Source organism: Mongoliitalea lutea (assembly GCF_014652135.1).
Taxonomy (GTDB): domain Bacteria; phylum Bacteroidota; class Bacteroidia; order Cytophagales; family Cyclobacteriaceae; genus Mongoliitalea; species Mongoliitalea lutea.
The window spans coordinates 15,850-42,800 of sequence record NZ_BMYF01000028.1 but is presented as its reverse complement, the minus strand read 5'-3'; the positions used below and the strand labels follow the sequence as shown (position 1 = coordinate 42,800).

Below are 26,951 nucleotides of genomic sequence, written 5' to 3'. Positions count from 1 at the left end.
CTTTGCCTTTCCAAAAAACAGCTCCTCATAATCGAATGATTTTCTTCTTTCAATCCCCAAACAAACTAGTTTACGCCGTAGAGTCGGCATCTCCACTTGCAGCAGCAGATATAGAGAAATTATCCTGGCTTCTTGGCAATGCAATCTTGAGTGAACAAGCATCTATAAAAGGTGAATTTGTTGGCCCAAGAAAAGAAATGGTTACACCTTGGTCTACTAATGCAGTAGAAATTACCCTGAATATGGGTATCACAGGAATCAGGCGGATAGAAGAGTTTGCCTCTATGTCAGGTAATGAAAAAATCGACTCTATGCTTCAAAGGATTTACCATGAGTTGGATCAGGAGATTTTTGATATACACTTGAGCCCTGAGTCAATCAAATCTATTGAGGACATAGCGGCCTACAGTAAGAAAGAGGGGTTGGCTTTAAGTGAAGAAGAGATAGCTTATTTGAATGATGTAAGTGAGAAGTTAGGTAGACTCTTAACAGATTCCGAAGTTTTTGGGTTTAGTCAAGTAAATTCTGAACATTGCAGGCATAAAATTTTCAATGGTAATTTTATCATTGATGGGGAAGAAAAGCCCCACACCTTATTCCAATTAATTAAAGAAACTTCCAAGAAGCATCCAAACAGAATAGTTTCAGCTTATAAAGATAATGTAGCCTTTGTAGAGGGGCCTAAAGTGCAGCAGTTTGCTCCTAAAAGACAGGATGAGGCAGATTTTTTTGAAATTAACGCTATCGATTCAGTTATTTCACTAAAAGCAGAGACACATAATTTCCCTACCACTGTAGAGCCATTTAATGGTGCCGCTACCGGCTCAGGAGGCGAAATCAGAGATCGTATGGCTGGAGGTACCGCATCTATCCCTTTAGCTGGTACAGCAGTGTATATGACTTCCTACGCTCGGTCGGAAGAGGGGCGTTCATGGGAAAAGAATTTGGCCGAAAGGAAATGGTTATACCAAACACCCTTGGATATATTGATCAAAGCGTCCAATGGAGCTTCAGATTTTGGAAATAAATTTGGTCAGCCGTTAATCTGTGGTTCCTTATTGACATTTGAACATGAAGAGGAGGGGAAAAACCACGGATTTGATAAAGTGATTATGTTGGCAGGAGGAATTGGATTTACCAATAAAGCCTATGCGAAAAAATCAGAACCATCCAAGGGTGATCAGATAGTGGTCATGGGCGGTGATAATTACCGCATTGGAATGGGTGGTGGTGCTGTTTCTTCTGTAAATACAGGGGAGTTTAGTAATGCTATTGAATTGAATGCCATCCAGCGCTCTAACCCTGAGATGCAAAAAAGGGTGTCCAATGTGATACGGGCCATGGCTGAAAGTGCTGAAAACCCGATTATCTCTATCCACGATCATGGGGCGGGAGGACACTTAAACTGTCTATCTGAATTGGTGGAAAGCACAGGAGGCACCATCTATGTAGATAAGCTCCCTGTCGGAGATCCTACCTTGTCTGCCAAAGAAATCGTAGGTAATGAATCCCAAGAGCGAATGGGCTTGGTAGTGCATCCTAAGGATGTAGCCACCCTACAAAAAATTGCAGAGCGCGAAAGAGCACCATTTTATGTAGTGGGTGAGACCACAGGCGATATGCATTTCAAGTTTGAAAATTCTCAAACAGGTGAAAAGCCTATCGATTGGAATTTAGCTTACATGTTTGGGAGCTCGCCTAAGACAATCTTGGAGGATACCAAACAGGATCAAAACTTTGCAGAGCCAAGCTATTCACCGGAACAATTAAAAGCCTATATCCAAGAAGTACTTCAGCTAGAAGCAGTAGCTTGTAAAGATTGGTTGACCAATAAGGTTGATAGATCTGTGACAGGACGAGTAGTCAAACAACAGACGGTAGGGGAGATTCAGTTGCCTTTGAACAATGTGGCGGTAATGGCTTTGGATTTTACGGGAGAAAAAGGAATTGCAACTTCTATCGGACATGCTCCTGTGGCAGCTTTGGCCAATCCTGAGGCAGGTTCCAGGTTAGCAATAGCTGAGGCTATGACAAATTTGGTTTGGGCACCAATCGAGCAGGGTTTGCAAGGGATTTCTTTGTCTGCCAACTGGATGTGGCCTGCTAAAAATGAAGGTGAAAATGACCGTTTGTATAGAGCTGTTGAGGCGATTTCTGAGTTTTCGATTGCTTTGGGTGTAAATGTTCCTACCGGTAAGGATTCCTTGTCCATGACCCAGAAATATCCCGATGGAAAAACGGTTTATTCTCCTGGAACTGTGATCATTTCAACTGTTGCTGAGTGTTCAGCGCCGACAAAAACGATCTCACCTGATTTAAAACCCATCGAAGGTTCCAAGGTCTTTTATATAGATTTTTCTAAAGATACTGCCAAATTAGGTGGTTCAAGTTTTGCCCAAGTGCTGAATACGGTTGGGAATGAAACTCCCGATGTGAAAGATGCAGCATATTTTGGACAGGCATTTATGGTCATCCAAAAATTGATTGAAGACCAAGTAATTCTTTCAGGTCATGATATTTCTTCTGGTGGTTTAATTACTGCTTTATTGGAAATGTGTTTCCCTTCTACTACTGTGGGGCTTCAGGTAAAAACCGATCGATTGATGGATAAAGATCTTGTCAAAGCTTTGTTTGCAGAAAATCCAGGGGTGCTTATTCAAGTGCAGGAAGTAGAAAAAGTGCGTGCGCTATTAGATAATTATGGTATTTCCTATGTTTCTCTTGCTGAGGTAACATCCACAGGTAAGGTAACCTTTACTGATATCTCTTTGGAGCTTTCAGTAGAAGAAATGAGGGATACTTGGTTTAAGTCATCTTACCTCTTGGACAAGCATCAAAGTGGTGAACGATTGGCTTTGGCTAGAAAAGAAAACTATAAGCAGCAGCCTCTTTCATTTACTTTCTCAGATACCTGGGAAGGTACATTTGATGCATATCGCTTGAATCCTTACAGAAGAGTAACTTCAGGAAGACAAGCTGCGATAATCCGAGAAAAAGGAGTAAATGGTGATCGAGAGATGGCTTATTCTTTATGGTTAGCGGGTTTTGATGTGAAAGATGTTCACATGACCGATCTGATTGCCGGTAGAGAAAATCTGGAAGATGTGCAAATGATTGTTTTTGTAGGTGGATTCTCTAATTCTGATGTGTTAGGCTCTGCCAAAGGTTGGGCAGGAGCATTCCTGTACAATGAAAAAGCTAAAGCTGCGTTGGATAATTTCTATGCAAGAAAAGATACGCTAAGTTTAGGTGTATGTAACGGATGTCAGCTGATGGTGGAATTGGGATTGATAACCAAAGACCATAAGCAAAAGCCAAAAATGTTGCACAATGAAAGTCATAAGTTTGAATCTGGCTTTGTGAATGTAAGCATTCCTGAAAATAATACGGTAATGTTGCAGTCATTGGCAGGTCAACGATTGGGTGTTTGGATTGCCCATGGGGAAGGTAAATTCTATCTTCCGGAAGGAAAAGATGCTTACCATATCGGTATGACTTATAGCTATGAAGCCTATCCCGGTAATCCAAATGGCTCTGATTTCGCCGTAGCGGGTATTGCATCGGAAGATGGTAGGCATTTAGCTATCATGCCCCACATCGAGCGGTCTATTAAGCCTTGGAACTGGCCTCACTATCCTGCGGATCATGCCGGAGACGAAGTCACTCCATGGATAGAGGCTTTTAAAAACGCCTACAATTGGATTGAGAATAACGCTTAAAAACTAAACCCCTCCATTTCAGAGGGGTTTAGTTTTTTTAATGCTTCGCGAAATTTGCAATTTCGTGATTCAGATAAAGTGGGATTTGCAATCCCACTAGGGCAATCTCCCAATGGGTTGAAAATCACCTATAATCTTGCTACTAAGATTGGGCTATTAATTTTTCTGTGAAGACAGGCTTTGAACTTAAGATTGACTTCGGGGATTGCAAATCTCGGACAGCGCAAATAGCGCTGTTTCTCGAAATTTGCAATTTCGTGATTCAGATAAAGTGGGATTTGCAATCCCACTAGATAAATCGTATTTTAACTGTGTTTTAAAGATGTGGTTTATAATGCTTAGTTTATGGCTTCACCATTCTCTATAAAAGATCAACAGGCGCTTTATTTTGTGACGTTTACAGTTCATCAGTGGGCTGATGTTTTTACACGGGAACTGTACGTTGATATTTTAATTGATAGCATCAACTATTGTCAGTTTCATAAAGGATTAAAAGTTTATGCTTGGGTAATCATGTCAAATCACTGCCATTTTATTTTAAGCTCAGATAAGACACCTTTAAGTGATATCATTAGAGATTTTAAGAAATTTTCTGCAAAAGCTATTTACAAAGCCATTCAAGAAAACCCTAAAGAAAGTAGGAAAAGTTGGCTTCTTTGGTTGCTAAGAAAAGATGAAAAAATCTGGTTTTGGGAGTCTGGTTATCATGGTGAAGAAATTTACACTGAGGATTTTTTGAAGACTAAAATAAAATACATCCATAATAATCCAGTTCAGGCTGGTATTGTCGAATCGGAAGAGGAGTATTTGAATAGTAGTTGTGGAGAGTTTTATGGATTACGTAAAAGTAAAATTAGATTAGAGCCGATTTGAAGTAATCATATCATTTCATCGAAGGGGATTGCAAATCCCCATTTATCTGCTGACCGAGATTGCAAATCTCGGGCAGCGCAGAACAGCGCAAATCCGCGATGCATACATCCGCCTCATCCGCGTTCCATTCCTAATTTTTCTTCCATTGCTGAATATGTTTTTCGGATTGAGGCTTTCTTTCTATTTTTAGGCATGCAATTGACTACTTCATTTTCTATACCTGAAGCTCGGGTAAAAATCAATCATCATTCGGGTATCTATGCCATTGGTTCCTGTTTTTCTACAGTCATTGGGGATAAATTGACTGAAAGAAAATTCCCTGTGTTGAACAATCCTTTCGGTACGATTTTCAATCCCATTTCAATTGCCAGAGTGATGGAGGACTCCCTGTTGGAGATGCCATTGGACAAAAAGTTGGTTTTGGTAAGAGATGGCTTATACCTGCACTATGGGATGCATTCGGATGTGGTGGCCTACAGTCAGGATTCTTTAGAGCGCTTAATATTAAAAAAGCAACAACATACCCAACAGGTTCTGGAAAGGGCTTCCCATGTTCTGATTACCCTGGGTACTGCTTGGGTGTACGAGTTTGGGGCTGATAAGGAAGTAGTGGCCAATTGTCATAAACAGCCAGGGCATCTTTTTGAAAAAAGACTATTGCATCCCGATGAAATCCAAAAAGCTTTTGCAGGATTTTTCAATCTTTTGGTAGAAGTCAATCCTGGGATTCAAGTCATTTTGACTGTAAGTCCTGTGCGGCATATCAAAGATGGCATCCCTCAAAATCAATTGAGTAAGTCAGTCCTTCGTATGGCAGCAAATGATTTGGAAGAGACATATGATTTTGTTCATTATTTCCCAAGTTATGAGATTATGATGGATGAACTCAGAGATTATCGTTTTTACAAAGAAGACATGATTCATCCCAATGAAATCGCAGAAGGGTATATTTGGGAGCGGTTTAAGCAGACATGGGTAGATCCCCGATCATTTGATTTGATAGGAGAGTTTGAGGGGATAAAAAAGGATTTGATGCATAAGCCATTCAATCCTGATAGTCCTGCACACCTTAAGTTTTTGGATAATTTACAAAAGAAACTTGAGCGATACAGCAGGGATTTTGATTTCTCAAAGGAGCAAGATATGCTTCGCAAACAATTAAATTACAGAGGGAAGTAAAAAAAGAAGCGGCATCGCACCGCTACAACCGCCTACCCTTGCTTCCTTCCGGACCTGGGGGATTCAGCAGGAGCTGGTCGTGCCGCTAGGCCACAAAAGTAGGCTAAAATTATTTCTTGACAAATGTTCTGTGTAAAAAAACTTCTGCCAATTCTATAAGTTGCTAACAATCAGAGAGGATCTTTTTTGGCAATGTTTTTGCACTTTTTGATGAAAAAACAACAAAAGTATGATGAAAAAATATGGATTGATTATCATGGTAGCTTTGCTTTTGAATGCATGTGTAGGAGTAAGGCCTGAATTTCAGCAAGGTATGACCGAGCGGAAGTTTTTGAGACAAAATAAAGAAGCTGTCCTGAGTGGAATTGACGGAGATTTTAAAACATACCGTGTGCAGCGCGACGATCGTTTTTTTGTGTTGGCAACCTTTGAAAAGGGATTGTTAGTAAGATTAGAGGAGAGAGAGTTGACTCCGGTCTGGAATCCTCAGCCTCAAATGAATGAAAATTAAAAAAATAATCAATGTTATTTCAGCTCTTAACTACCTCTGCATTGGGGTAGTTTTTTTGGAATCAATAACCTGTCCAGAATGATTCCTTCAATTTTATGCGTCTACAGCTTTCGCTATTGCTTTGGCCCTTGATGCCAAGATATTTTTAAGTGGGTCTATTGCTTCCAGGTTTAAGGTATGTCCTACACCCGGTAATACTATAAATTCGTTTTTAGGAAGATAAGATGCCATTTCTTTTCCCATTTCAGGGGTGCAAAGGAGGTCTTCTTCACCATGGATGATGATGCAGGAAACTTGACAGTCGCTCAAGCTGTAGAGGTAATTTTCTGATTTCTCTGTGGCTTCCATCAGTTTTAGCAAGTCTTCTGTGGCTGGGCTCATGTCTTTTTTGGACATTTTGAGCGTCTTCAAGGGGACAACTGGGTTTTCGAAGAAACTTTTTCCCAATACAAAAGGAAGCATAACGTCAAACATCAGTTCATAATCGCCACATAGCAAGGCTTTTTTCCAACCAAGACCGATAGCATTGAAATATTCGTTTTTACTGGAAAAGGTAGAAATCAAATACGCTTGAGTTACTTTTTCAGGGTATAGTACGATAAATCGCTGAGCCACTGCTCCACCATAAGAGATGCCAGCTAAATGAAAGCTACTGTAGGGGAGTTTGGAGAGGAGATCATGTAAGTCTGCTGCATGTTCTTCAAATGATTTAAACGTTTCTGCACTGTCACTTTGACCTTGAAATATGAGGTCAACGAGGATGCAAGTAAACTCCTCTCCAAAGTCCTTTTGAATGACTCCTAACCAAGCTTGGGTAGATTGGGAAAGTCCATTCAAAAACACAAAAGGAGGATGTTTACTATCGGTATTTCCCCGGATTTCGTAGTACATACGATGCCCCGAAGGTAGGGAATGATAGTGTTTCATAATGTGCCTTTTGGTTGATAAAGCTCTAAATAAAAGAAAAATGTTTAAGTTTGTGAAATATAAATTTCTTCGCGGATAATAGGGTTAATTGTTTTTGGCGGAAAATAATCGATTAAACCCAAAAAAACCGTGAATTTATGGATGTTGCAAATTCTTTGAGCACAGCTGTTTTAGCCTTGGTACTGACCTACATGGCTGTTATTTTATTTTTTGTATTCAGAGGTGCTAAAAAAACTAAATCAATCAACGATTATGCTTTGGGGAGTTTTTTGTTTTCTCCCACCGCAGTAGGCTTAAGCCTTGCAGCAAGTATGACTTCTGCTGCCACCTTCATTATCAACCCAGGTTTTGTGGCATATTATGGTGTAGCAGGGGTTATTTCCATGGCTGTAGTGTTGCCATTGGCAGCTTTGGGTTCGTTGATTGTCCTAACAAAAGGATTCCGCAAAGCGGGTCAAACTGTGAAAGCGCTCACCATGGCCCAATGGATAGGCAATATGTATGGTAGTAAAAGATACTCGATATTTTTCGCTTTTCTGTCCCTATTACTGATCACATTCATTGTGTTGATATGTGTTGGTTTGACCAAGGTCCTCTCAGCTTCTTTGGGTGTGGATGAGATTTGGATGAGTTTCATGCTTATTGCCTTTATTTTTGGATACATGATGTTTGGAGGAGCTAATTCCATGGTTTACACAAACATGGTACAGGCGATTTTGATGGTAACAGTAGCCATTATTTTGTTAGGATCTGGATATGATCACTTTTCAACGGGAGTTTATGGGTTTTTAGAAAAATTAAAGGCCACAGATCCTGTGTTAGCTGAGTGGAAAAATGAGCAAAGCCCTTTGTTTCGGGATTTCTTTGAAATAGTTATCTGTCAAATCATCGTGGGAATTGCTATTGTCTGCCAGCCTCATATTATTACCAAGTCACTTTTACTCAAAAGTGAAGCGCATGTCAATAAATTCTTATGGGTAGCAGTTTTGACTGAGATTTTGTTCTTCTCTGTAGTTTTGGTTGGCTTGTATGTGCGGATTTTGAACCCTGAGTTGTTGGATGGAGATAAAATTATCCCTGTAGACAATGTGGTGACTTGGTATGTGGTCAATCATTTTCCTGTGTATATGGGATTGATTTTGATTCTTGGGTTGATTTCCGCAGGTTTAAGTACCTTGGAGGGCTTGATTCAGTCACTTTCTATTACCATTACTTCTGATATATTAGATCCTTTGGCAGGGAAAGCTTTGAACATAGAAAAAAATGGCATTTTCATCAATAAATTGGTGATTATTATGCTTGCAGTGGTGAGTTTTTTCCTTACCAAAGACCAATTGATTAACCCGAATTTATCTGTAGGAATTTTTGCTCAAAATGGAGTATACGCTTATTTTTCAGCAGCTTTCTTTCCTGTATTGTATGGGACATTTAGAAAAGGAACGCCTGTAATGGCTGCCTTTGGGGCATCTTTGACAGCAGTGCTTGTTCACTTCTCCGTATACTATGTTCCTCTTACATCCTATATGCAAGGTCCTGTCAAAAATCCCGGGATAGCAGCTGCATTCGCCATTGTTGCTTCTATTATTGTTGGAAATTTGCTGATTTTCTGGAGTAAAAAAACTAAAACCGCGCAACTACAAACCCTATGAAAAATCTATTTATCGTAATTCTGATTAGTCTTTATTCATTTTCGGTAAAGGGACAAGACATTTTTGAAAGTATCGAGTACCCTTACTCAGTTAAAAAAGTCAGTTTGTCCAATGGACAGGAAATAGCCTTCATGGATGAAGGGGAAGGAGAGACACTTATTTTTGTTCATGGCTTGGGAAGCTATGGACCTGCTTGGAAAAAGAATGTGGAGGAATTGAGCAAGCATTACCGCTGCATTGCGGTCGATTTACTGGGCTATGGAAAATCAAGCAAACCAGAGGAAACCTATTTGCTGAAAGATCAAGCAAGAGTGATTCAGGAATTAGTTCAAAATCTTGGGCTTTCAGAGATTCATTTGGTTGGGCATTCTATGGGAGGGCAGATTGCTATTCATGTAGGGCTTGCTTATCCCGAAATAGTCAAATCCCTGATTTTAGTGGCTCCTGCGGGTATTGAGACTTTTACCGATCAACAAAAAGCTTTCTTCGAAATGATAAGTCCAGAAGCTATTGCGGCAAGTTCAGATCAAGAAATCGAATCCAACCTGAAAAGAAATTTCTATTCATATACCGATGATGCTCGATTTATGATCGATGATAGAATCGTCATCAAAGATGATCCAGAGTTTCCGCGCTATGCAGCTATGGTGGTCAATGGCATTCGAGGAATGGTGCGACAGCCTGTTGCTGACTTGCTTGGAAGTTTGAAAATTCCTGTGCTAGTCCTTTTTGGAGCTAACGATGACCTCATTCCAAATAAATTGCTTAATCCCCACTTGACTACTGAGGCTGTCGCGGCCTCTGCTAAAAAGATGATACCTGATGTGAAGGTGAATTTGATACCTGCTGCAGGTCATATGCTGATGTTTGAGCAAGCAATCGAGGTTAATCGCTTCATTCGGGAATTTGTAAAATAAGTTAAATCCCAATTTTTATTTGGTGTTGTAAAGGAAGATTCGGAGCTGTTAGGATGGCTCCGAATTTTTTTTTAAGTTTTTTTTTGAGTATAAAAAGAGGGTTGGAAATATTGAGATTCTAAGATGGGGTATTTTTATTTGGTTATTGAGGCTATCTATATTTTTGAATATCAATGGGATATGAGTGTATTTTCTTCTTGGAAAAAACAAGTCAAAATTGCATTATTTTAAATCATTATTTTGTAAAAAATCAAATAGCATATATAATATTTTGTTGTTATTGTTTTTTATGTAAGTTTACGAACGCCAAAAACAATTAAACCCAATTTATCCATGAATAAAAGATTTACCCTGATGATGGGCATCTTGCTACTGAGTGTTCAGTTTGCTTTCGCCCAAAAATTCAACATCACTGCGAAAGTAGTAGATGCGGACACCAAAGAACCTTTGATCGGTGTCAATGCTATTTTGGAAGGTACGGGGCTTGGAGCAGCTTCGGATTTGGATGGGAAGATTGCTATTCCATCAGTTAATGAGGGTGCTTACACCTTGAGATTTTCATTTTTAGGTTACGAGACAATCACACGAAGAATTACCTTAAATTCAGATTTGGACCTTGGCACAATTTCCATGGGAAGTACTGCGATTTTGGGTCGAGAAGTGGTTGTTTCGGCCACAAGAAAACCTGAACGATTAACCGATGCTCCTGCCTCCATTGGAGTAATTTCTTCCAGAGACCTGGACCGTTTGCCTTCCTTCAACGTTGGGGAAATGCTTTTCAAAATCCAAGGTATTGAAGTGGTTCGCTCAGGTGTGATCGGGATTGGGATCAACGCAAGAGGTTTTAACTCCGCTTTCAACGTGCGTATGCTTCAATTGAATGATGGTAGAAACGGTATGTTACCGGGAGGAACTGGCTTACCGGCAGGTTTCTACAATACCATTATTAAGGAAGACATTGAGCGCGTAGAGGTAATCCTTGGACCTGTTTCAGCATTGTATGGACCTAATGCGCATGCAGGTGTTGTCAATACTATTACAAAAGATCCAAGAACGTCTCAAGGAACAACAGTTGCTTTAGGTGTAGGAAATCAAAGTGTTTTCTCCGGTCGTATTAGACATGCGGATCAGGTGTCCGACAAATTTGCCTACAAAGTAAATTTCGAATATACCGAGGGACGTGATTTTGAATTTATAGATACTGTGTATGTTGGTGCATTGGCAATTCCAGAGTTAGATCCTGATTTTAACTTTAAGGCAATCCGTGGTGGTGCTGCTGTTTATTATACACCCAAGACAGGCCATGATATTATTTTGGATTATGGAATCGGGCAAGGATCCAATATTGGTGTTACCAATTTGGGAAGAAACCAAATTGATGGATGGACATTCAGTTATTTACAGGCCCGCTATGTTTCCCCACGTATTTTTGCCCAATTGACCAATACTTGGAATAATGCTGGTAATACCTTCCAGATTAACGGTAGAACAGTCAATTATGCTACCTTACTCGCTCAGGGTAATAGTCCTGAAGAGGCAAGAAGAAGGTCACTGCTTCCTGTTTCTGAAGGTGGACTTGGCTTTCCAGGTTTTAAAGATGAGTCTTCACGCTTAAATGCCGAAGTGCAATACAATAACAGTGTAGGGAAATTCAGCTATGTCTTGGCGGGTAGTTATCAGCGAGATGTGGCCAATAGTTTGGGTACGTACTTATTTGATATCGACGGAGATATTATTATCTCCCAATATGGTGCTGTAGCCCAAGCGGATTATGAATTGACCAATACCCTGAAATTTGTAGGTGCTTTACGTGTGGATAAACATGATTACTATGATTTACAGGTAAGTCCAAGACTAGCTTTAACCCAAGCAGTTGGTGATGGTAGTTTCCGTTTGACGTATGGTCGTGCATATGCAGCTCCATCCATTCAGTTCTTGGAGTTTTTGTTCCCAATTGCGGGGGTTAACGGAGCTATTATTGGTTCAGGTCAGGGGTTGACATTGGAGAATTTAGCTACAGGTGCTAGAAGAACCATCGATCCATTACAACCTGAAGAAAATACAACGTGGGAATTCGGTTACAAAGGTACTCCTGCTAAAAACTTCTATTTTGATGGTACTTTTTGGTATGGGACTACAAGAAACTTCATCAGCCCTGCGGTGAACTTATTCTTGGGTGGCGAACGCATTGTGGAAAGAGGTGGACAGCCAGTTCCAGCTAATTTGAGTGGTATCAACCTTACCTATTTGAATTTCGGTGAAGTAACTAACTGGGGAGCTGATTTAGGCTTTAACTATTTGTTCAACAAAAACTTCAGCTTCGGAGCGAAATACTCATACTTCGGATCTAATATTACTGATGAAGGGAAATTTGACGATGATGCGAATATTTCCTTGTTGCCTCCTGCATCTAGAGAAGCATTACAAGTGTTGAATGCTCCAGCCCACAGAGCTAATTTCAATTTTTCTGCTTTGAACTTGGTGAATAACAAAGTAAATGCCTCTGTAAATGTGCGTTGGTTGCCAGAATACGACTTTAGATCAGGGAATCAAATTGCCACAGCTGCGGGAGCAAATACCAGAGTGGCTCCATTTTTATACAACTATGGTCCTTTGGGAGGATTTACAACAGTGGATATTTCGGCTGGCTATGCCTTCAGTGAAATGATTACCGTAGGTGGTGGTATTTCCAACTTGTTCAATGCAGAGCAGCGGGAGTTTGTGGGTTCTCCGATCATCGGGAGATTATATTCCTTGGAAGTGAAATTTAACTTCAATAAGAAGTAACGATAATAACCTGTCCTAATGATTCCATTAAACCCTTCGCTTCTTGAGTGAAGGGTTTATTTATTTGATGAGAATGTTTTATTTGTGCCCTGAGGTATATATTTTTAGCAATACTTTCGGACAGGATATGCAAATCATTTATGAACAGGCTTTGGTGAAAATTTTTCACGATGTAGATCGGGAAAGTGTGCGATTTGTATGGAAAGGAAAAATTCCCATGGAAACGTATCAAGAAGCATTGAATTTTGGTTTGAAATACATGGCTGACCATCAGATCAAACGCATTTTAGTTGATCAACGAGAGATACAGCCCCTTACAGATGCCCAACAAAAATGGTTGTACAAAACTTGGTTTCCAGTATTATTTGAAAGTTTGGGTGAAAACATCCGAATGGCCATTATCCCTTCTCCGATTACTTTTCGGACGATTTCCAGTAAGAGCATTGCCAAAAAACTGATCGATAAGCATCATGATATGAAAATTGAGTATCATCCTACGGAAAAGATGGCGAATGAATTTTTATTGGGAAAGCTTAAATAAAAGAAACTGCCAATAGCATCACAAATAAAGTGCTCACAGGAATGAGTAATGTCGTTACAGCTATATCCAGGTAGCTTTGTCGGTGAGTCATTCCGCAAATCATCAAAAGGGTAATGACTGCTCCATTATGCGGAAGGCTGTCCAAGCCGCTGCTCGCCATGGATGCCACTCGGTGCATCAGTTCCAAGCTAATGCCTTCACGGATCATCAAATCATAGTAGGTGCTACCCAATGTTTCCAAAGCGATAGCTAAACCACCCGAGGCAGACCCCGTGATACCTGCCAAAATATTGATTGCTACTGCTGCACTGAGCAAGGGAATTTCTTGAAAGGAATTTAGAACATAATCTTTGATAATTGCAAAACCTGCTAATGCAGCGATTGTACTCCCATAACCGACTTCTGTAGCAGTGTTGAAAATTGGCATGAGACTACTTTGAATACCTTGTTGGAGGGTTTCTTTTAAGGTAGTGAGTCGCCTGAAGTGTAATGCAATAAGGCTAGCAATTGCTAAAATCATGGCTAGAATGATGGACCAAATTCCTTTGACACTCTCCAAACTCACATTGCCAAAAGCTGGATTTTCTAAAAATGTATCGTCCCAAGATGGAATGATTACCTGTGAAAAAAGGAAATTGAGGCTAATCAGGAGAAGAATCGGTGCTATGGATTTCCAAAAAGCTGGGTAGGAGTCAATATTTGTAGACATTTCATCAACTTCAAACCCATACCCTTGACCAGCTTGGCTAGCTTTTTTGACCCGGTGCTGCAGCCATGTAATTCCCAAACTTGCGATGATCAAACTTCCTGTTAAGCCAAAGATTGGCGCAGCAAAGGCATCCGTCTGAAAGTAGGGGATAGGGATGATATTGTGAATTTGAACGGTGCCGGGAAGTGCAGTCATGGAGAAAGTAAAGGCTCCCAATGCGATGGTTCCGGGGATCAATCGCTTCGGAATGTTAGCTTCTCTAAATAGTGCTTGAGCCATCGGAAAAATCCCGAAGGCTACAATAAAAATACTAACACCTCCATAGGTTAAGAGCGCACATGATGTCACCACAGCTATTACTGCTTGGTTTTTCCCTAAGCTTTGGATGATTTGATGGGAAATGGATCGAGCAGCACCAGAGACATCCATCAATTTACCAAAAATGGCTCCTAATAAAAAGATGGGGAAGTATTTGATGATAAAGTTGCCCAATCCTTTCATAAATACTTCTGAGTAAAATGCAAGTGCCCCTTGTTCTCCACTCAGAAGGACTGCAAGGATGGCCAAGAGAGGAGCAATTAAAATCACCGGATATCCACGGTATGCCAATACCATCAATAAAACCAATGAACTAATAATTGCAATTATCTCCATGCGCCTGAGTTATTGGGATGTCCAACCACCTTCCATTGGAAGACTAACGCCCGTCATGGTGCTGGAGTTTTCAGAAGCCAGAAAAAGTGCCAACGCAGCCAAATCTTCAATGGCAATAAATGATTTGATGGCTTGTTTTTTAAGCATCACTTTTTCTATGATTTCTTCTTCGCTCATGTTGTGGGCTTTGGCTTGGTCGGCAATTTGACCTTCCACCAATGGTGTACGGACATATCCCGGACAAATAGCATTGCAGGTAATACCAAATGGAGCACCTTCAAGTGCCAATACTTTAGTCAGTCCTGTGACCCCATGCTTGGCAGCTACATAGGCTGATTTGAATTCACTCGCTCTTAAACCATGAGCAGAAGTGATATTGATGATTCGGCCAAAACCTTGAGCTTTCATCCCTTTCCAAGCAGCTTTGGATGCGTAGAATACAGAGGATAGATTGACACCTAGGATGGCTTCCCATTTGGCATCGGGGAATTCTTCTATAGGTGATACGAATTGGATGCCTGCATTATTGATTAATACCTGAATGGAACCCAATTGCTCTTCTGCTAAAGCAATCATTTGGTAAATTTCTTCGGGAATTAATAAGTTGGCAGGGCTAAAAATACATGTGACCCCGTAGGTCTCGGCAATGGAAGAGGCAATTTCCTGCCCATTTTTTTCAAGACCATTGATTAAAAGATTGTAACCATGCTGGGCAAAATACTTGGCAATGCCTAAGCCAATACCGCTACTACCGCCGGTAATTACTGCGTTTTTCATGTTTTTTGGGTTTAACTGTTCCAATAACCTGTCCTGACATTGGATTGCCGATTCCATTAAACCCGAAGAAGGGAAAGCTTATTCCGCTTTCCCCATAAAAAGGATTAGCCCTCTTCCTCTTTCATTTCTCGGTAGGCCATGATTCCACCTAGTAGGTTTCTGACCTTTGTAAAACCTTTGCTGGCCATAAAGTTTTTCGCATTGCCACTTCTGGCACCTGACCTGCATTGCAATACGATTTCTTTGTCTTTGAATGCTTCAAATTCCTCTAAAGCAAAAGGGAGTTCTCCCAAAGGAATATTCTTTGCTCCTAAATTGTCCTCCTCATATTCCCATTCTTCACGCACATCAATAAATAGGAAATCTTCACCTGCGTTCAGCTTATCTCTGAGTTCTTCTACTGTTATATCTTGCATCTTATTGTACTAAAATTCGTTTGGTTTCTACAGTGCCATTTTGGAAGATATTCAACAAATAAATACCTTTCATCATGCCTTCAAAGTTAAGGATTTTCCTATCCCCATCTACCGTTTGAGGAAGATTTATCAAGCGACCAAATGGATCAAATACCTGAATGGCTTCCGCTTTTCCTTCAATAAATAATCTTGAAGATACTGGATTTGGATATACTTGTGTACTTGTATCAGCTTCACTTTGTTCTTCAAAAACAGGAGATTCACTCATATGCGCCCGAATCATCAGGGAACCTTCCACGATGGTGTTTTGCTGCCAAGAGCCACTTACATTAAAGAAAATTTCCCGACCATTATCAAATGATTTATCCAATCCTACATGAATGAATTCATTAGTGAATTGGGTGAATCCGACAAAAAACACATCATCAACTAATACGTTTTCTTCAAGCTCAAAATAGGTAAACTCATTGATTCCATCAGAGGGTGGTAGGAAAAATTCCTGAACATATACAGGGGCCTGATTCAGATTGTTCCAAACCATTAAATCCAATACTCTACCTACTTGCGCAAAATTAGTGAAGTTGATACTGATACCTTTGACATAGCTGGGAGAGGTAACCTCAAACCGGTTGGCCAACATGCCTGATCGTTGATTGATACCAGCAGAGTAATCCACTTTACCATCATCATAGGCAAAGAAATCCCGGATTGGTATGATTGTGCGTGTAGTATCGTTGACCCGTAAGTCAATATTTTGATAGCGGATTGTATCTCCGTTGACTATTTGGAATAGAAATTCATCTCCTGTACTTAGGTAGGTCAACAATTCAATATCAGTTTCAGTATTCAGACTAGGTGGAGATCCGATTTCATTACTTTGGAATCTTCTTCGCTCAAAGGCTAAAGGAACAGGGTTAATAGGGGTGTTGGTATTGATCCCCTGTAAAATTTCTCCCGTTGACTGATCTTTCAGCGCAATGGTGAATTCCATTGGTGAGAATAAATTATTGAGATTATTAAACTCATTCGATGTTCTGTTCCAAAGTTCATCACCTCTTCTTTGATACTCGAAAAAAGGAATTGCTGAGTATTTCTCCAATGGTCTTCTACTGGTTTCTGTAAGTGCACGGTCCCTCCTTGCAATATCGTTTGGATTTCTAAATTGATTGAGGTATACATAATCAATCAACCAAGAATCAAAAGGTCCTGAAATTCTTCCTCTGCTACTAAATCTGAATTGAAAGACTGCATGCTGGAACTCTGGAGTCACCTGAATCACTTCCTGAAGGAAAAAGTTTCGATTGGATTCTAAATCGCCACGTTGGCTCCAGACATCTATCCACTCTCCAAGTTCATTCAAGAATTCAAGGCTTAGTTCATCGTTGAAATCCGGCATCTCGGCCTTGCCGCCTGGTTGCCAATAAAAGCTCAAAAAAACCGTATTTGCTTGTGCTGGGGCTATGCTGGATAGATCAATTACTTGTGAAGTGATTCTGTCGGCAAATCCCTGTTCCAAAGGGTTATTGGAGTAGGGAGCCCCCCGTTCATCAATTCCATCCAGTAATAGCACTCCAATTGTCGGAGCAGCATTTCCTACGGTCAAACTTACAGTAGTTCCTTCATTGATCCATTTCGTACTGTCGATGATTCCCAAAGAAAAATCATCCCAAAAGGGAAGGGACAAAGCTTCATGGTTGATTCTCAGATTTTGCTGTGTGCTTTTGGGGGGTGGAGGAAGGGGAGTGGGTAATTGCTGAAGCTGAGCCATAGCACTAAAGCCAATGCTTAGCAAAAGCAATACAATCACTATTTGTTTCCTCGTGGGCATAGTTAAAAGTTAGAAAATCTTTTGGATTCGGAAATCCATACATCGATAGGTTCTCCCGTTCGTACTTCCGAACCCGCAGGAGGCATTTGACGAATGATTGTACCAGAAAGCACCGAATCCGTTTCAATATAGTTTATTTTCCCAAACCTTAACCCAGAACCGATAATTAAAAATTCAGCATCGGTTTCATCCATACCAATAATTCTAGGAACTTCCAAGATCTGATTTCCTAAACCATCACCTACCACCAAATCAATTTGAGAACCTTTGGGGATTTCAAAACCTTCGGTAATGTTTCTACCTCGGAATTTTTGTTCCAGTACTACATTTTGTCCAATGTCCGGCACATATACAATTTCTCCTCGGATCAAGCCTGCATTCGCTAATATTTCTTGCGCATTTTTGAGCGGTGTATTGACCAAATTTGGCATTCGAATCAAAGGAGCATTTCTTGAGTTGAGCGTCAGATAAATTTTTCTCCCTTTTTTCACTTGGTTTCCCGGTCTTGGATTTTGCTGCAAAACAGTGAATGGCTTCACTTCAGCATTAAACCCACTATCAATATTGATTTCATAGCTTAGATCACGGTCTGCTAGAAACTTACTTGCTTCCTGATAGTTATAGCCTTCCAAATTGGGTACAGTCACTGTCTCTCCATGATTGGTGTAGCTAGGTAGAAAGATTTGTAGAAAAATAAAGGCAAGAACAATCGTCAACCCTAATATGATTGAAAAGTGAATAAGGATTTTTTTTGTTGAGTCCTTCAGTTTACTCATGGAATTATATTTTGAATTAGTAACGTTTGCGTGCTTATGAAAGTACGGAGACTTAGACAAATCTATACAATTTATCACAAAACAGAGGCCAAAAATAAAGAAAAGGCTGGTCTTCGGAAAAGTACCAGCCCTTAAAAGATTTGTTGATCCCCTTAATGGATGTAAAGCTTTTTTGTTTCTGTGATCGTAGGACTACTGATTTGTATGATAAATAGACCTTTGGACAACATCTGAGTCGTAAAGCTATAAGTCTGGTTCAAGGTATTTGGATAATCAACATCATGGACGAGTGCTCCTGTAGGGGAGATCATTTTGATGTTGACCATTTCAAAATTCCTAAGGTTGAAGGCCAAGTTAAATTGATTTCTGGCTGGATTCGGGTATAGTCTCACATTTCCAACTCCTGGATCTACAGGTTCAGGATTAGCTGAAATAAACAATTCTGCATTGTTTAGGAATACAGGGCCATCTTCTGGATTAATGCCCTCCAATACGATAGCCACTCTGCTGGTAGTTTTACCCCTACCGGCAAATTCTGATAAGTTGACAAACGTACGTCTAAAATCATTTGGGTTATTGGGATTTGGTTCACCAGATGTAACCGTACTAATCTCACTTCCCCTCAAGGTCAAAACTTCTCTGTATGTACCTCCTCCTGTCTCACTACCCAATACTCGAAGTACTGCAGTGGACGGCATTGGTCCGGCAGCTCTATCAAAGAATAAACCAGCTTGTGGACTTCTATTCAATTCGAAAATCGGAGTTCCCAACCAGAATGAGTTACCCGGAGCAGTCGCTTGGGCGCGTACTACATTAGAATTTGGAGCATTCTGAACAGGTGTTAGCGTCCATGCAGGATTGTTGTTTTCCGGGTTGATAGTTACCCACGGACTAAGTGTGGCAATATTGTCAAAATTTTGTCTCCAAGGTGTTCTTTGCGTTTCCGTGTCGATCACAACAAATCTGGAAAGACTGGAGGAATTCCCTGGGTTCTGATCAAAACTTGGATTTTCTAAGGAGAATTGGAAGTTTTGAGTTCCATTCAGAGTAGTCTTTGGCAGGTTCAATATGGCAGAAGCTCCCGGTGCTATTTGTCCTCTAAATATGAAGGGAATTTGGGGGCTATTCCCATACCTCCTTCTTAAAATAAAACCAGTTGCGGGTAAATTTCCCGAATTAAAAATTTCAATTTGTTCATTTTCGTAGTTATTGTTAGTTATTGGATTTGGCGAAATCAAACTACTCATTTCTACTTTATAATTGAAGGTTTCTTCGGTCAAAATTTGTATATCTTTGAGGAAAATATTATTTCCAAAACCATTTTGATTGATAAAGGCAATCCTTACATTTCCCAAGTCTTTAAAAGGTGCTAAGTTTACTATTTCAGTCCTAAATTGCGCGTCGGAATTTGCTACAAATTCATCCAAAATCGGATTTACAGTTTGCAGGAATTCTGCATTTTTAGCGTAAGGCGCATCGATTAGGTTAAACGTATTTCCGCAGTCTGTTGATATTGCGACATATAAAACATCTGAAAAACCTTGGGCGGCGAAAGGTGCATGGGCCATTCGGAATACTAGTTGGGCATTCGGGAATTCGGATAAATTGATTTGTGGAGATATTAGGAAGTCCAATTGACCGTTAGCGTCATACTCATAATTCCGTAATCTGATCAATGGTCTGACACTACCATCAACAAATTGATTATTAACTACCTCCCAAGTGAAGCTGTCATCAGGATTTCGAATGATCCAACTGTTTCCCACATCTTGAAGGTCCAAATTATACGGTAAAGAAATTTGTCCTTGCAAAACAGGCGTGGATGTTAGCGTATTGTTGGAGCTATTTATATCTTGAATACCATTAACTGTCAGAATTGTTGCTGTAAATTGATTTCCAACCCCTGCCAATTCTAAGGCATTAAATCGTAAGGTGTCAAACTCGCCCGTAGCCAAATCCAAATCGAATGTTCTCGTCTCAATGATTTGATTATTAAGACGGATTTCGATGGTAGTACTATTTACTGCATTGTTTCCTGTATTTAACACCACCAAACTTGGAATTACCACAGGGTCACAAATAAAGTCCTGAGGTTCAAGTACAGCTCTAAGGCTGAGGTCATTTGCCAGTAGTTCAGGTTCTCTGGTAGCCCGATTATTGACAAGACTAGCTCTTCTTGGGCTGTTTTCTAATACGATATTCATTCGTTCAGATTGACCCATAGTGAAGAGGTTCATACAAGCGTCTGTGGTGTAATCCATGTAGTTTTCAACCATATCCCGCGAATCACATGTAATTCGCGGGTTGATAGTTCTACAAATATTATTAGGACCATCTTGACGCGGAGTGTCTGCAACAAAATCATCGACTGAACAGTCACCATCACCCCAAATGTGTCTTAAGCCAAGGAAGTGCCCAACTTCGTGTGTGGCAGTTCTACCTCTAGATGTAGAGACAGCATTGAAACCTGTACCGAAATAGCGAAAATCTACTGTAATACCATCTAAATCACGGATACTGGTAGGAAAATTTAGTCCTGGAAGATCAGAAACTGGGAAAACAGCAAATCCAATAATTGGTGATGTCAATTGAACTACCCAAATATTGAAATACTCTTCTGGTGGCCAAGAAGAGGTCTGACTGATTAAAGTAGCATCACTTGGAGAGTATACATTACGAGGTCCCTGCACTCTTACGATACCTGTTGTTGGAAGACCGTTTGGGTCCTGTTTAGCTAACACGAATTCAATCTTAGTATCAGCTGCTACTGATTGAAAATCGCCCGGAGTCTGTGTCCTATCAGGGTTCTGTCTTCTAAAATCTTCGTTTAGTGTTTTTATTTGAGATTCAATTTGCCCAAGCGGAATGTTTGCACCCACACCTTCGGCTGTTCCATTGTGAATGACATGGACTACTACGGGGATAGTTTTTATTTCATTTTGAGTACGTAGGGACTGCAATTTACCGTCCCTTACTACTTTTTTCTCCTTTAGCCAAGATTCGAAATACTCTTTAGTGCCATAAATCCCTAGTTTTTCCTCAAAGAGTTCCTCCATGAATCGATGGCCGCATTTTTCATCATGTATATGTTGAAAAGCTTTGCCAAAAAAAGCTTGAGAGTACGCTAAATTGCTGAAAGTGAAAAAAAATAAAAGAAAAAATACCTCTTTTAATTGAAAACTAGTTAGCTGACGTTGGGACATTCGGGACTTAATTAGGCTACTTCAACTTTTACAGCTTCAACTTTAAGGATCTCAGGAACAGCTTTTTTTACAGCTTCTTCAACACCTGCCTTTAGTGTCATTGCTGACATTGGGCAAGAACTGCAAGTACCTGTGAGTTCCAATCGTAAAGTCATTTCTTCTGTAACATCCACAACTTTCACATTGCCACCATCAGCTTCCAGATAAGGCCTGATTGTATCCAATGCTACTTCAACTCTTTCCAACAATGTTCTATTCATGTGATATTAATTTATCTGTACTACTTCTGTTTTCGATTTTTCTGCATTTCTGATAGCAACTTGTCTTGCGACAGACTCTGCAAGAGCAGAAAATGCGTCTTGGGTGACTCCTTTTTTCAATACGGCAGGATATCCGGTATCTCCACTTTCTCGAATACTCTGTACGATAGGTACTTCTCCTAAGAAAGGTATGTCAAATTTCTCAGCCAATTTTTTTCCACCGTCTTTTCCAAATAAGTAGTACTTATTATCAGGGAGCTCTTCGGGTGTAAAATAAGCCATATTTTCTACAACACCTAAAACGGGAACATTAATTTGAGGTTGCTTAAACATGCTTAGACCTTTGGTAGCATCTGCTAGGGCAACTTTTTGGGGAGTAGTGACTATTACTGCTCCTGTAACAGGGACTGTTTGTACCATAGTCAGGTGTATATCTGAGGTCCCTGGAGGTAGATCAATCAGCAAATAATCCAATTCGCCCCATTCCACATCTTGGATAAACTGTCGAAGTGCTGAGCTCGCCATTGGTCCTCTCCACACCACAGCTGCATCAGCTGGGGTTAAGAAACCTATACTCATCAATTTCACCCCATATTGCTCTACGGGAATGATGGTGTTCTTTCCATCCACCTGTTTCACCATAGGCTGTTCAGCTTCTACATTGAACATGGTAGGGATGGAAGGACCAGAGATATCTGCATCTATGAGGCCTACTTTGGCACCTGCATTCGCTAAGGCAACTGCTAGATTTGCCGAAGTAGTAGATTTTCCAACTCCACCTTTACCTGAGGCAATAGCAATGATGTTTTTGACTTCAGGCAACAAGGGTGCATTAGTTCTTGCAGTAGTTACATTTGAAGTCATTTCTATATCCAACTCGATGTCCTCACCCAAGTCTGAGGTAAGTGTTTCGATACAATTATTCTTGATTACTTCTTTAAGCGGGCAGGCAGGAGTAGTCAACACTACTTTGAATTTGATGGTGTTACCTACGATTTCTAATCCCTGAATCATTCCCAAGGTGACCAAATCTTTTTTCAAATCTGGATCATCAACTTTTGATAGGGACTTGAGTACTTGCTCTTGACTGATAGCCATAACTGATTGTAAATTTTCCGTGCAAATTAGTTTATAATTAAGCTAAATAAAAACCTTTCAAAAAGGATTTTAATCTTTAATCCAAACTTCCGGGAGAGGCAAATAGTTTCACATTCGATAGAAGGCTTTCAAATAAAGATTGTCTTCTTATCTTTGGTTTTTTATCCAGATTATGGCCATCAGTAAGCAGACCACAGAACGAGTAAGAGAACGCGCCGATATAGAAGAGGTGGTAGGTGACTATGTGCCCCTCAAAAAGAAAGGTCAAAATCTTTGGGCTTGTTGTCCATTTCACAATGAAAAATCCCCTTCCTTCTCCGTCTCTCCTGCCAAACAAATCTATAAGTGTTTTGGCTGCGGTAAAGCTGGAGACCCTATACAGTTTGTAATGGATATAGAAGGCATTGGTTTTAACGAGGCCATCAAGCATCTTGCCCAAAAGTATGGCATAGAAATCGAAGAAGACAGGCAGATGAGTCCTGAAGCTATTGTAGCTCACAATGAGCGGGAAAGTCTCTATATCGTACTCAATTTTGCCAAAGAGTTTTTTGTTAAAAATCTGCAAACAGAAGAAGGTAAATCCATTGGCCTGTCTTACTTCAAAGAGAGAGGATTCAGTCCTTCCATCATAGAAAAATTTGATTTAGGATATTCCTTAGATGCATGGGATAAATTGTTGATAGCGGCTGAGGCAGCTGGACATTCAAAAGAGCTCTTAATAAAGGCAGGCCTGATTCTTCAAAAGGAAGGAGATGCCAGCAGGTTTTATGATAGATTTAGAGGAAGAGTCACGTTTACCATCCACAACCTTGGAGGAAAGGCCATTGGTTTTGGCGCGCGAATCTTGACCAATGATAAAAAGCAGCCTAAATACATCAACTCTCCAGAAACAGAAGTTTACCACAAAAGTGATATCCTATACGGTATTTTTCAGGCAAAGAAATCCATTCGTGAGCAGGATAATTGTTATTTGGTAGAAGGATACACGGATGTTATCAGTTTACATTTGGCAGGCATCGAGAATGTGGTGGCTTCCTCTGGGACTTCTTTGACAGAGAATCAGATAAAATTGATCAAGCGCTTCACGGATAACATCACCGTATTGTATGATGGTGATGCCGCCGGAATCAAAGCCTCTTTACGTGGGATTGATATGATTCTGGAAGGCGGACTTAACGTAAAAGCTGTCGTTTTTCCAGATGGAGAAGATCCTGATTCCTATGCTAGAAAAGTTGGTAGTTCGGCTTTTCAGCAGTATTTGAGAGAAAAGGCAGTTGACTTTATTTCTTTTCAAATAGGCTTGTATGCGGAAGAAGCGGCAAAAGATCCAATCAAATATGCAGACCTTGTCAAGCAGGTAGTGCAGAGTCTTTCCAAAATTCCTGATCCGATTATCCGTTCCGTATTCATTAAAAAGTCCTCCAGTTTATTGGAAATGGATGAGGATATTTTGATGACGGAGTTGAATAAAATCCTACTTAAGTCTCAAAAGGACCAGTTTTTTAAAGAAAAAAGAGCGGAAGAAGAACCGAGCATTCCCATAGAAACTTTACTTCCTGTTACCAAGGAGGAGACAAGTAATTTGCAATTGATCCAATTGCAAGAGCGGGAGATGCTTCGACTGTTGGTCAATTACGGTTTTGAAATGGTTTCGGAGGAGCTGAGTGTTTGTGAGTATTTGTTGCAGGAGACCGAGGACTTGACTTTTGAAACACCTGTTTTCAATAAGATTCTGGCAATTTTTAAGGATGCACTCAAACAAGGTTTACTTCCCCAACCTGCTTATTTCCTTTCTATTGAAGACAGTGAAATCAAACGAGAAGTCATCAATTTGATTACACCGAAGTACGAGTTGTCTACATTATGGGAATCGAGGTTTCAGATCTTTACTACACATGAAGCAGATGATTTGGCCAAAACTGTGTATGATAATATTTTGCACTTGAAGAAAAAAGTAATCAAAAAATTACTGGAAGAGGCGAGAGATCAGATCAAAAAAGCCGAAATGAATGAGGGATCTGAGGAGGAGGTCTCTGAAAAAGTCCGTACATATATGGAATTAAAGAACTATCAGGTTGCTATTGATAAGCAGCTGGGGATCGTTATCTCCTTCTGAACAAAACTTTAATTGGTTTTTGACGGTTTTGCTCATAAATCCTAGTAATTTTACGGGAGCTAACCCAGATATACAAAAAATAATATGTCTCAAGAATTCAAATTAGACAGCATAGAAGACGCAATTCAAGCGATCAAAAACGGTGAAGTAATCATTGTAGTAGATGATGAGGATCGAGAGAATGAAGGTGACTTCGTATGTGCTGCTGAAACAGTAACTCCGGAAATCATCAATTTCATGGCCACACATGGAAGAGGCTTGATTTGTGCCCCATTGATTGAAGATAGATGTGATCAACTCGGTTTACAACTGATGGTAGGAACCAATACTGCTGCTTATGAAACACCATTTACAGTTTCTGTGGATTTGATAGGACATGGTTGTACCACGGGTATATCAGCAAGTGATCGTGCCAAAACTATTCGCGCACTCGTAGATGATAGTATTCATCCAGATGAATTGGGGAAGCCAGGGCATATTTTTCCATTGAAGGCGAAGAGGGGAGGAGTATTGAGAAGAGCAGGTCATACAGAGGCTTCTATTGATTTTGCCCGATTGGCAGGGTTTTCGGCAGCAGGTGTTTTGGTGGAAATTATGAACGAAGACGGCACCATGGCACGACTGCCAGATTTGATCAAAGTCGCCAAAAAGTTTAATCTGAAATTGGTATCAATCAAAGATTTGATTTCTTATCGATTGAAGAATGAATCCCTTATTAAGCGGGAAATAGGCGTTGATATGCCTACGGCTTATGGGGATTTTGATTTAATTGCTTTCAGACAAACTAATACGGATGATTTACACTTGGCCTTGATAAAAGGGACTTGGGATAAAGACGAGTCTGTGATGGTCCGTGTCCATTCTTCCTGTGTAACAGGAGATATTTTTGGCTCTTGCCGATGTGATTGTGGTCCTCAATTGCACAAAGCATTAGAGATGGTGGATAAAGAAGGGAAAGGTGTGGTGCTGTATATGAATCAAGAGGGAAGAGGCATTGGTCTGTTGAATAAATTAAAAGCCTATAAGTTACAGGAGCAGGGTATGGACACAGTTCAGGCAAACTTAGCTCTAGGATTCCCAATGGATAAAAGAGATTATGGAGTAGGGGCCCAGATTTTGAGGGATTTGGGCATTAGCAAAATCCGATTGATTACCAATAATCCTACCAAGCGTGTTGGATTAATTGGATACAATTTGGAAATAGTAGAGCAAATACCTATAGAAATTGAACCGAATCAACACAACTCAAAGTACTTGGAAACCAAGCGAGATAAAATGGGGCATAGTATCCTTAAAAAGTAATTTAACTCCTGTTTTCTTTCCGAAAATCAACTTATTTGTTTTGGGTTCGTTATCTTAGTATTAATCAATGTGAATTATGAGATACGTACTTTCTTTGATCTTCCTTCTTGTGTGCATGCAAAGCAATGCTCAATCAGGTGTTTTTCCGTCTCAGGTTTGGCACAAGGGTCAGATTGTAACTGTTAATGGACAGGTCTATCAAGGACAAGTGAAGTATGATTTGGATAACAACCTGGTTCAATTACAGACCAACAGTATAAATACTTTTGGTGCCTCCAATGTTTCTCAATTTGAAATATTTGATGAGCAATATGGAGGTGTCCGTACCTTTTACACACTGCCTTTTCCTTTAAATGGAGATTATGACACCCCTGTGTTTTTCGAAATTTTGACGGAAGGAGACAATATAGTTTTGTTGTGCAGAGAGTATGTAGTGGCAGACAGCAGAGGAATGGGAATGTGGGGAGGTATGCCTATGAATCCAATGTGGGGACCACAAATGGGAGGAGCATATAAGCTAGCCTTCAATTATTATTTTATCAAAGACGGCAAGATTATCAGGTATTCTCAAAAGAAAAGAGAATTATTGGAGGTGCTTGGCGATCGCTCAGATGAGGTAGAGTTGTTTATGAGAAAAAATAGATTGTCACACGACAAAAGAGGCGATCTCTTACGAATCACCGCTTATTATAATCAGATACGATAATTT

The 26,951-nt window shown here is 40.1% G+C and carries 20 protein-coding genes and 1 other RNA gene; 11 read left to right on the top strand and 10 right to left on the bottom strand.

Features of this window, described 5'->3' with window-relative positions; genetic code table 11:
• Positions 1-35 precede the first annotated feature (35 nt).
• From purL to IE080_RS18045, 3 genes are all read left to right on the top strand, one after another.
• Entirely contained in the window at positions 36-3,719 is a 3,684-nt protein-coding gene (purL, locus tag IE080_RS18055) for a phosphoribosylformylglycinamidine synthase (protein WP_189586155.1), read from the top strand.
• A 345-nt stretch (positions 3,720-4,064) separates the two neighbouring features.
• Positions 4,065-4,592, top strand: coding sequence for an REP-associated tyrosine transposase (locus IE080_RS18050; protein ID WP_189586125.1), 528 nt, complete (start codon positions 4,065-4,067; stop codon positions 4,590-4,592).
• A gap of 192 nt (positions 4,593-4,784) precedes the next feature.
• Positions 4,785-5,771, top strand: coding sequence for a GSCFA domain-containing protein (locus IE080_RS18045; RefSeq protein WP_189586122.1), 987 nt, complete (start codon positions 4,785-4,787; stop codon positions 5,769-5,771).
• A 2-nt stretch (positions 5,772-5,773) separates the two neighbouring features.
• Here the strand turns inward: IE080_RS18045 and ffs are convergent.
• Positions 5,774-5,860: signal recognition particle sRNA small type (ffs, locus tag IE080_RS18040), an RNA gene on the bottom strand.
• Between the two features lie 140 nt (positions 5,861-6,000).
• Between ffs and IE080_RS18035 the strand changes: the two genes are divergently transcribed.
• On the top strand, positions 6,001-6,282 hold the full coding sequence (locus tag IE080_RS18035) for a hypothetical protein (RefSeq protein WP_229800721.1): 282 nt from the start codon (positions 6,001-6,003) through the stop codon (positions 6,280-6,282).
• A 93-nt stretch (positions 6,283-6,375) separates the two neighbouring features.
• On the opposite strand, the gene IE080_RS18030 is transcribed toward IE080_RS18035, so the two are convergent.
• The gene (locus IE080_RS18030) at positions 6,376-7,209 is read right to left on the bottom strand and encodes an alpha/beta fold hydrolase (protein WP_189586119.1); all 834 of its coding nucleotides are present in this window, start codon (positions 7,207-7,209) and stop codon (positions 6,376-6,378) included.
• Between the two features lie 137 nt (positions 7,210-7,346).
• Between IE080_RS18030 and IE080_RS18025 the strand changes: the two genes are divergently transcribed.
• The 4 genes from IE080_RS18025 (at position 7,347) to IE080_RS18010 (ending at position 13,103) form a co-directional block, all read left to right on the top strand.
• Entirely contained in the window at positions 7,347-8,858 is a 1,512-nt protein-coding gene (locus IE080_RS18025; protein ID WP_189586116.1) for a sodium:solute symporter family transporter, read from the top strand.
• Positions 8,855-9,775, top strand: coding sequence for an alpha/beta fold hydrolase (locus IE080_RS18020; RefSeq protein ID WP_189586114.1), 921 nt, complete (start codon positions 8,855-8,857; stop codon positions 9,773-9,775). The genes IE080_RS18025 and IE080_RS18020 overlap by 4 nt, the downstream gene beginning before the upstream one ends.
• A 333-nt stretch (positions 9,776-10,108) precedes the next feature.
• Positions 10,109-12,562 (top strand): TonB-dependent receptor, encoded by a 2,454-nt coding sequence (locus tag IE080_RS18015; RefSeq protein WP_189586111.1) that lies wholly within the window; start codon positions 10,109-10,111, stop codon positions 12,560-12,562.
• Positions 12,563-12,605: 43 nt separating this feature from the next.
• Positions 12,606-13,103 (top strand): hypothetical protein, encoded by a 498-nt coding sequence (locus tag IE080_RS18010; protein ID WP_189586108.1) that lies wholly within the window; start codon positions 12,606-12,608, stop codon positions 13,101-13,103.
• On the opposite strand, the gene IE080_RS18005 is transcribed toward IE080_RS18010, so the two are convergent.
• The 8 genes from IE080_RS18005 to IE080_RS17970 all read right to left on the bottom strand — a co-directional run bounded on the left by IE080_RS18005 (position 13,096) and on the right by IE080_RS17970 (position 22,824).
• The gene (locus IE080_RS18005) at positions 13,096-14,466 is read right to left on the bottom strand and encodes a GntP family permease (protein ID WP_189586105.1); all 1,371 of its coding nucleotides are present in this window, start codon (positions 14,464-14,466) and stop codon (positions 13,096-13,098) included. The genes IE080_RS18010 and IE080_RS18005 overlap by 8 nt on opposite strands.
• A 9-nt stretch (positions 14,467-14,475) precedes the next feature.
• Complete coding sequence (locus IE080_RS18000; protein WP_189586103.1) at positions 14,476-15,243, bottom strand: 3-hydroxybutyrate dehydrogenase; 768 nt, start codon at positions 15,241-15,243, stop codon at positions 14,476-14,478.
• A 104-nt stretch (positions 15,244-15,347) separates the two neighbouring features.
• A complete protein-coding gene (locus IE080_RS17995) occupies positions 15,348-15,659 on the bottom strand; it encodes a rhodanese-like domain-containing protein (RefSeq protein WP_189586100.1) in 312 nt (103 codons plus the stop codon).
• A 1-nt stretch (position 15,660) separates the two neighbouring features.
• Positions 15,661-17,487: a T9SS type A sorting domain-containing protein gene (locus IE080_RS17990; protein ID WP_189586097.1), complete on the bottom strand. Its 1,827-nt coding sequence runs from the start codon at positions 17,485-17,487 to the stop codon at positions 15,661-15,663.
• 2 nt (positions 17,488-17,489) lie between these two features.
• Positions 17,490-18,263: a PASTA domain-containing protein gene (locus tag IE080_RS17985; RefSeq protein WP_189586094.1), complete on the bottom strand. Its 774-nt coding sequence runs from the start codon at positions 18,261-18,263 to the stop codon at positions 17,490-17,492.
• 152 nt (positions 18,264-18,415) lie between these two features.
• On the bottom strand, positions 18,416-21,319 hold the full coding sequence (locus tag IE080_RS17980; protein WP_189586092.1) for a T9SS-dependent choice-of-anchor J family protein: 2,904 nt from the start codon (positions 21,317-21,319) through the stop codon (positions 18,416-18,418).
• 158 nt (positions 21,320-21,477) lie between these two features.
• The gene (locus IE080_RS17975; RefSeq protein WP_189586089.1) at positions 21,478-21,726 is read right to left on the bottom strand and encodes a NifU family protein; all 249 of its coding nucleotides are present in this window, start codon (positions 21,724-21,726) and stop codon (positions 21,478-21,480) included.
• Positions 21,727-21,732: 6 nt separating this feature from the next.
• Positions 21,733-22,824, bottom strand: a complete 1,092-nt coding sequence (locus tag IE080_RS17970; RefSeq protein WP_189586087.1) for an Mrp/NBP35 family ATP-binding protein — start codon at positions 22,822-22,824, stop codon at positions 21,733-21,735.
• Positions 22,825-22,996: 172 nt separating this feature from the next.
• Here IE080_RS17970 and dnaG point away from each other — a divergent pair, with 172 nt between their 5' ends.
• The 3 genes from dnaG to IE080_RS17955 all read left to right on the top strand — a co-directional run bounded on the left by dnaG (position 22,997) and on the right by IE080_RS17955 (position 26,948).
• Entirely contained in the window at positions 22,997-24,940 is a 1,944-nt protein-coding gene (dnaG, locus tag IE080_RS17965) for a DNA primase (protein ID WP_189586084.1), read from the top strand.
• Between the two features lie 84 nt (positions 24,941-25,024).
• Entirely contained in the window at positions 25,025-26,242 is a 1,218-nt protein-coding gene (locus tag IE080_RS17960; protein ID WP_189586081.1) for a bifunctional 3,4-dihydroxy-2-butanone-4-phosphate synthase/GTP cyclohydrolase II, read from the top strand.
• Positions 26,243-26,318: 76 nt separating this feature from the next.
• On the top strand, positions 26,319-26,948 hold the full coding sequence (locus tag IE080_RS17955; RefSeq protein WP_189586078.1) for a hypothetical protein: 630 nt from the start codon (positions 26,319-26,321) through the stop codon (positions 26,946-26,948).
• The last annotated feature ends 3 nt before the right edge of the window (positions 26,949-26,951 follow it).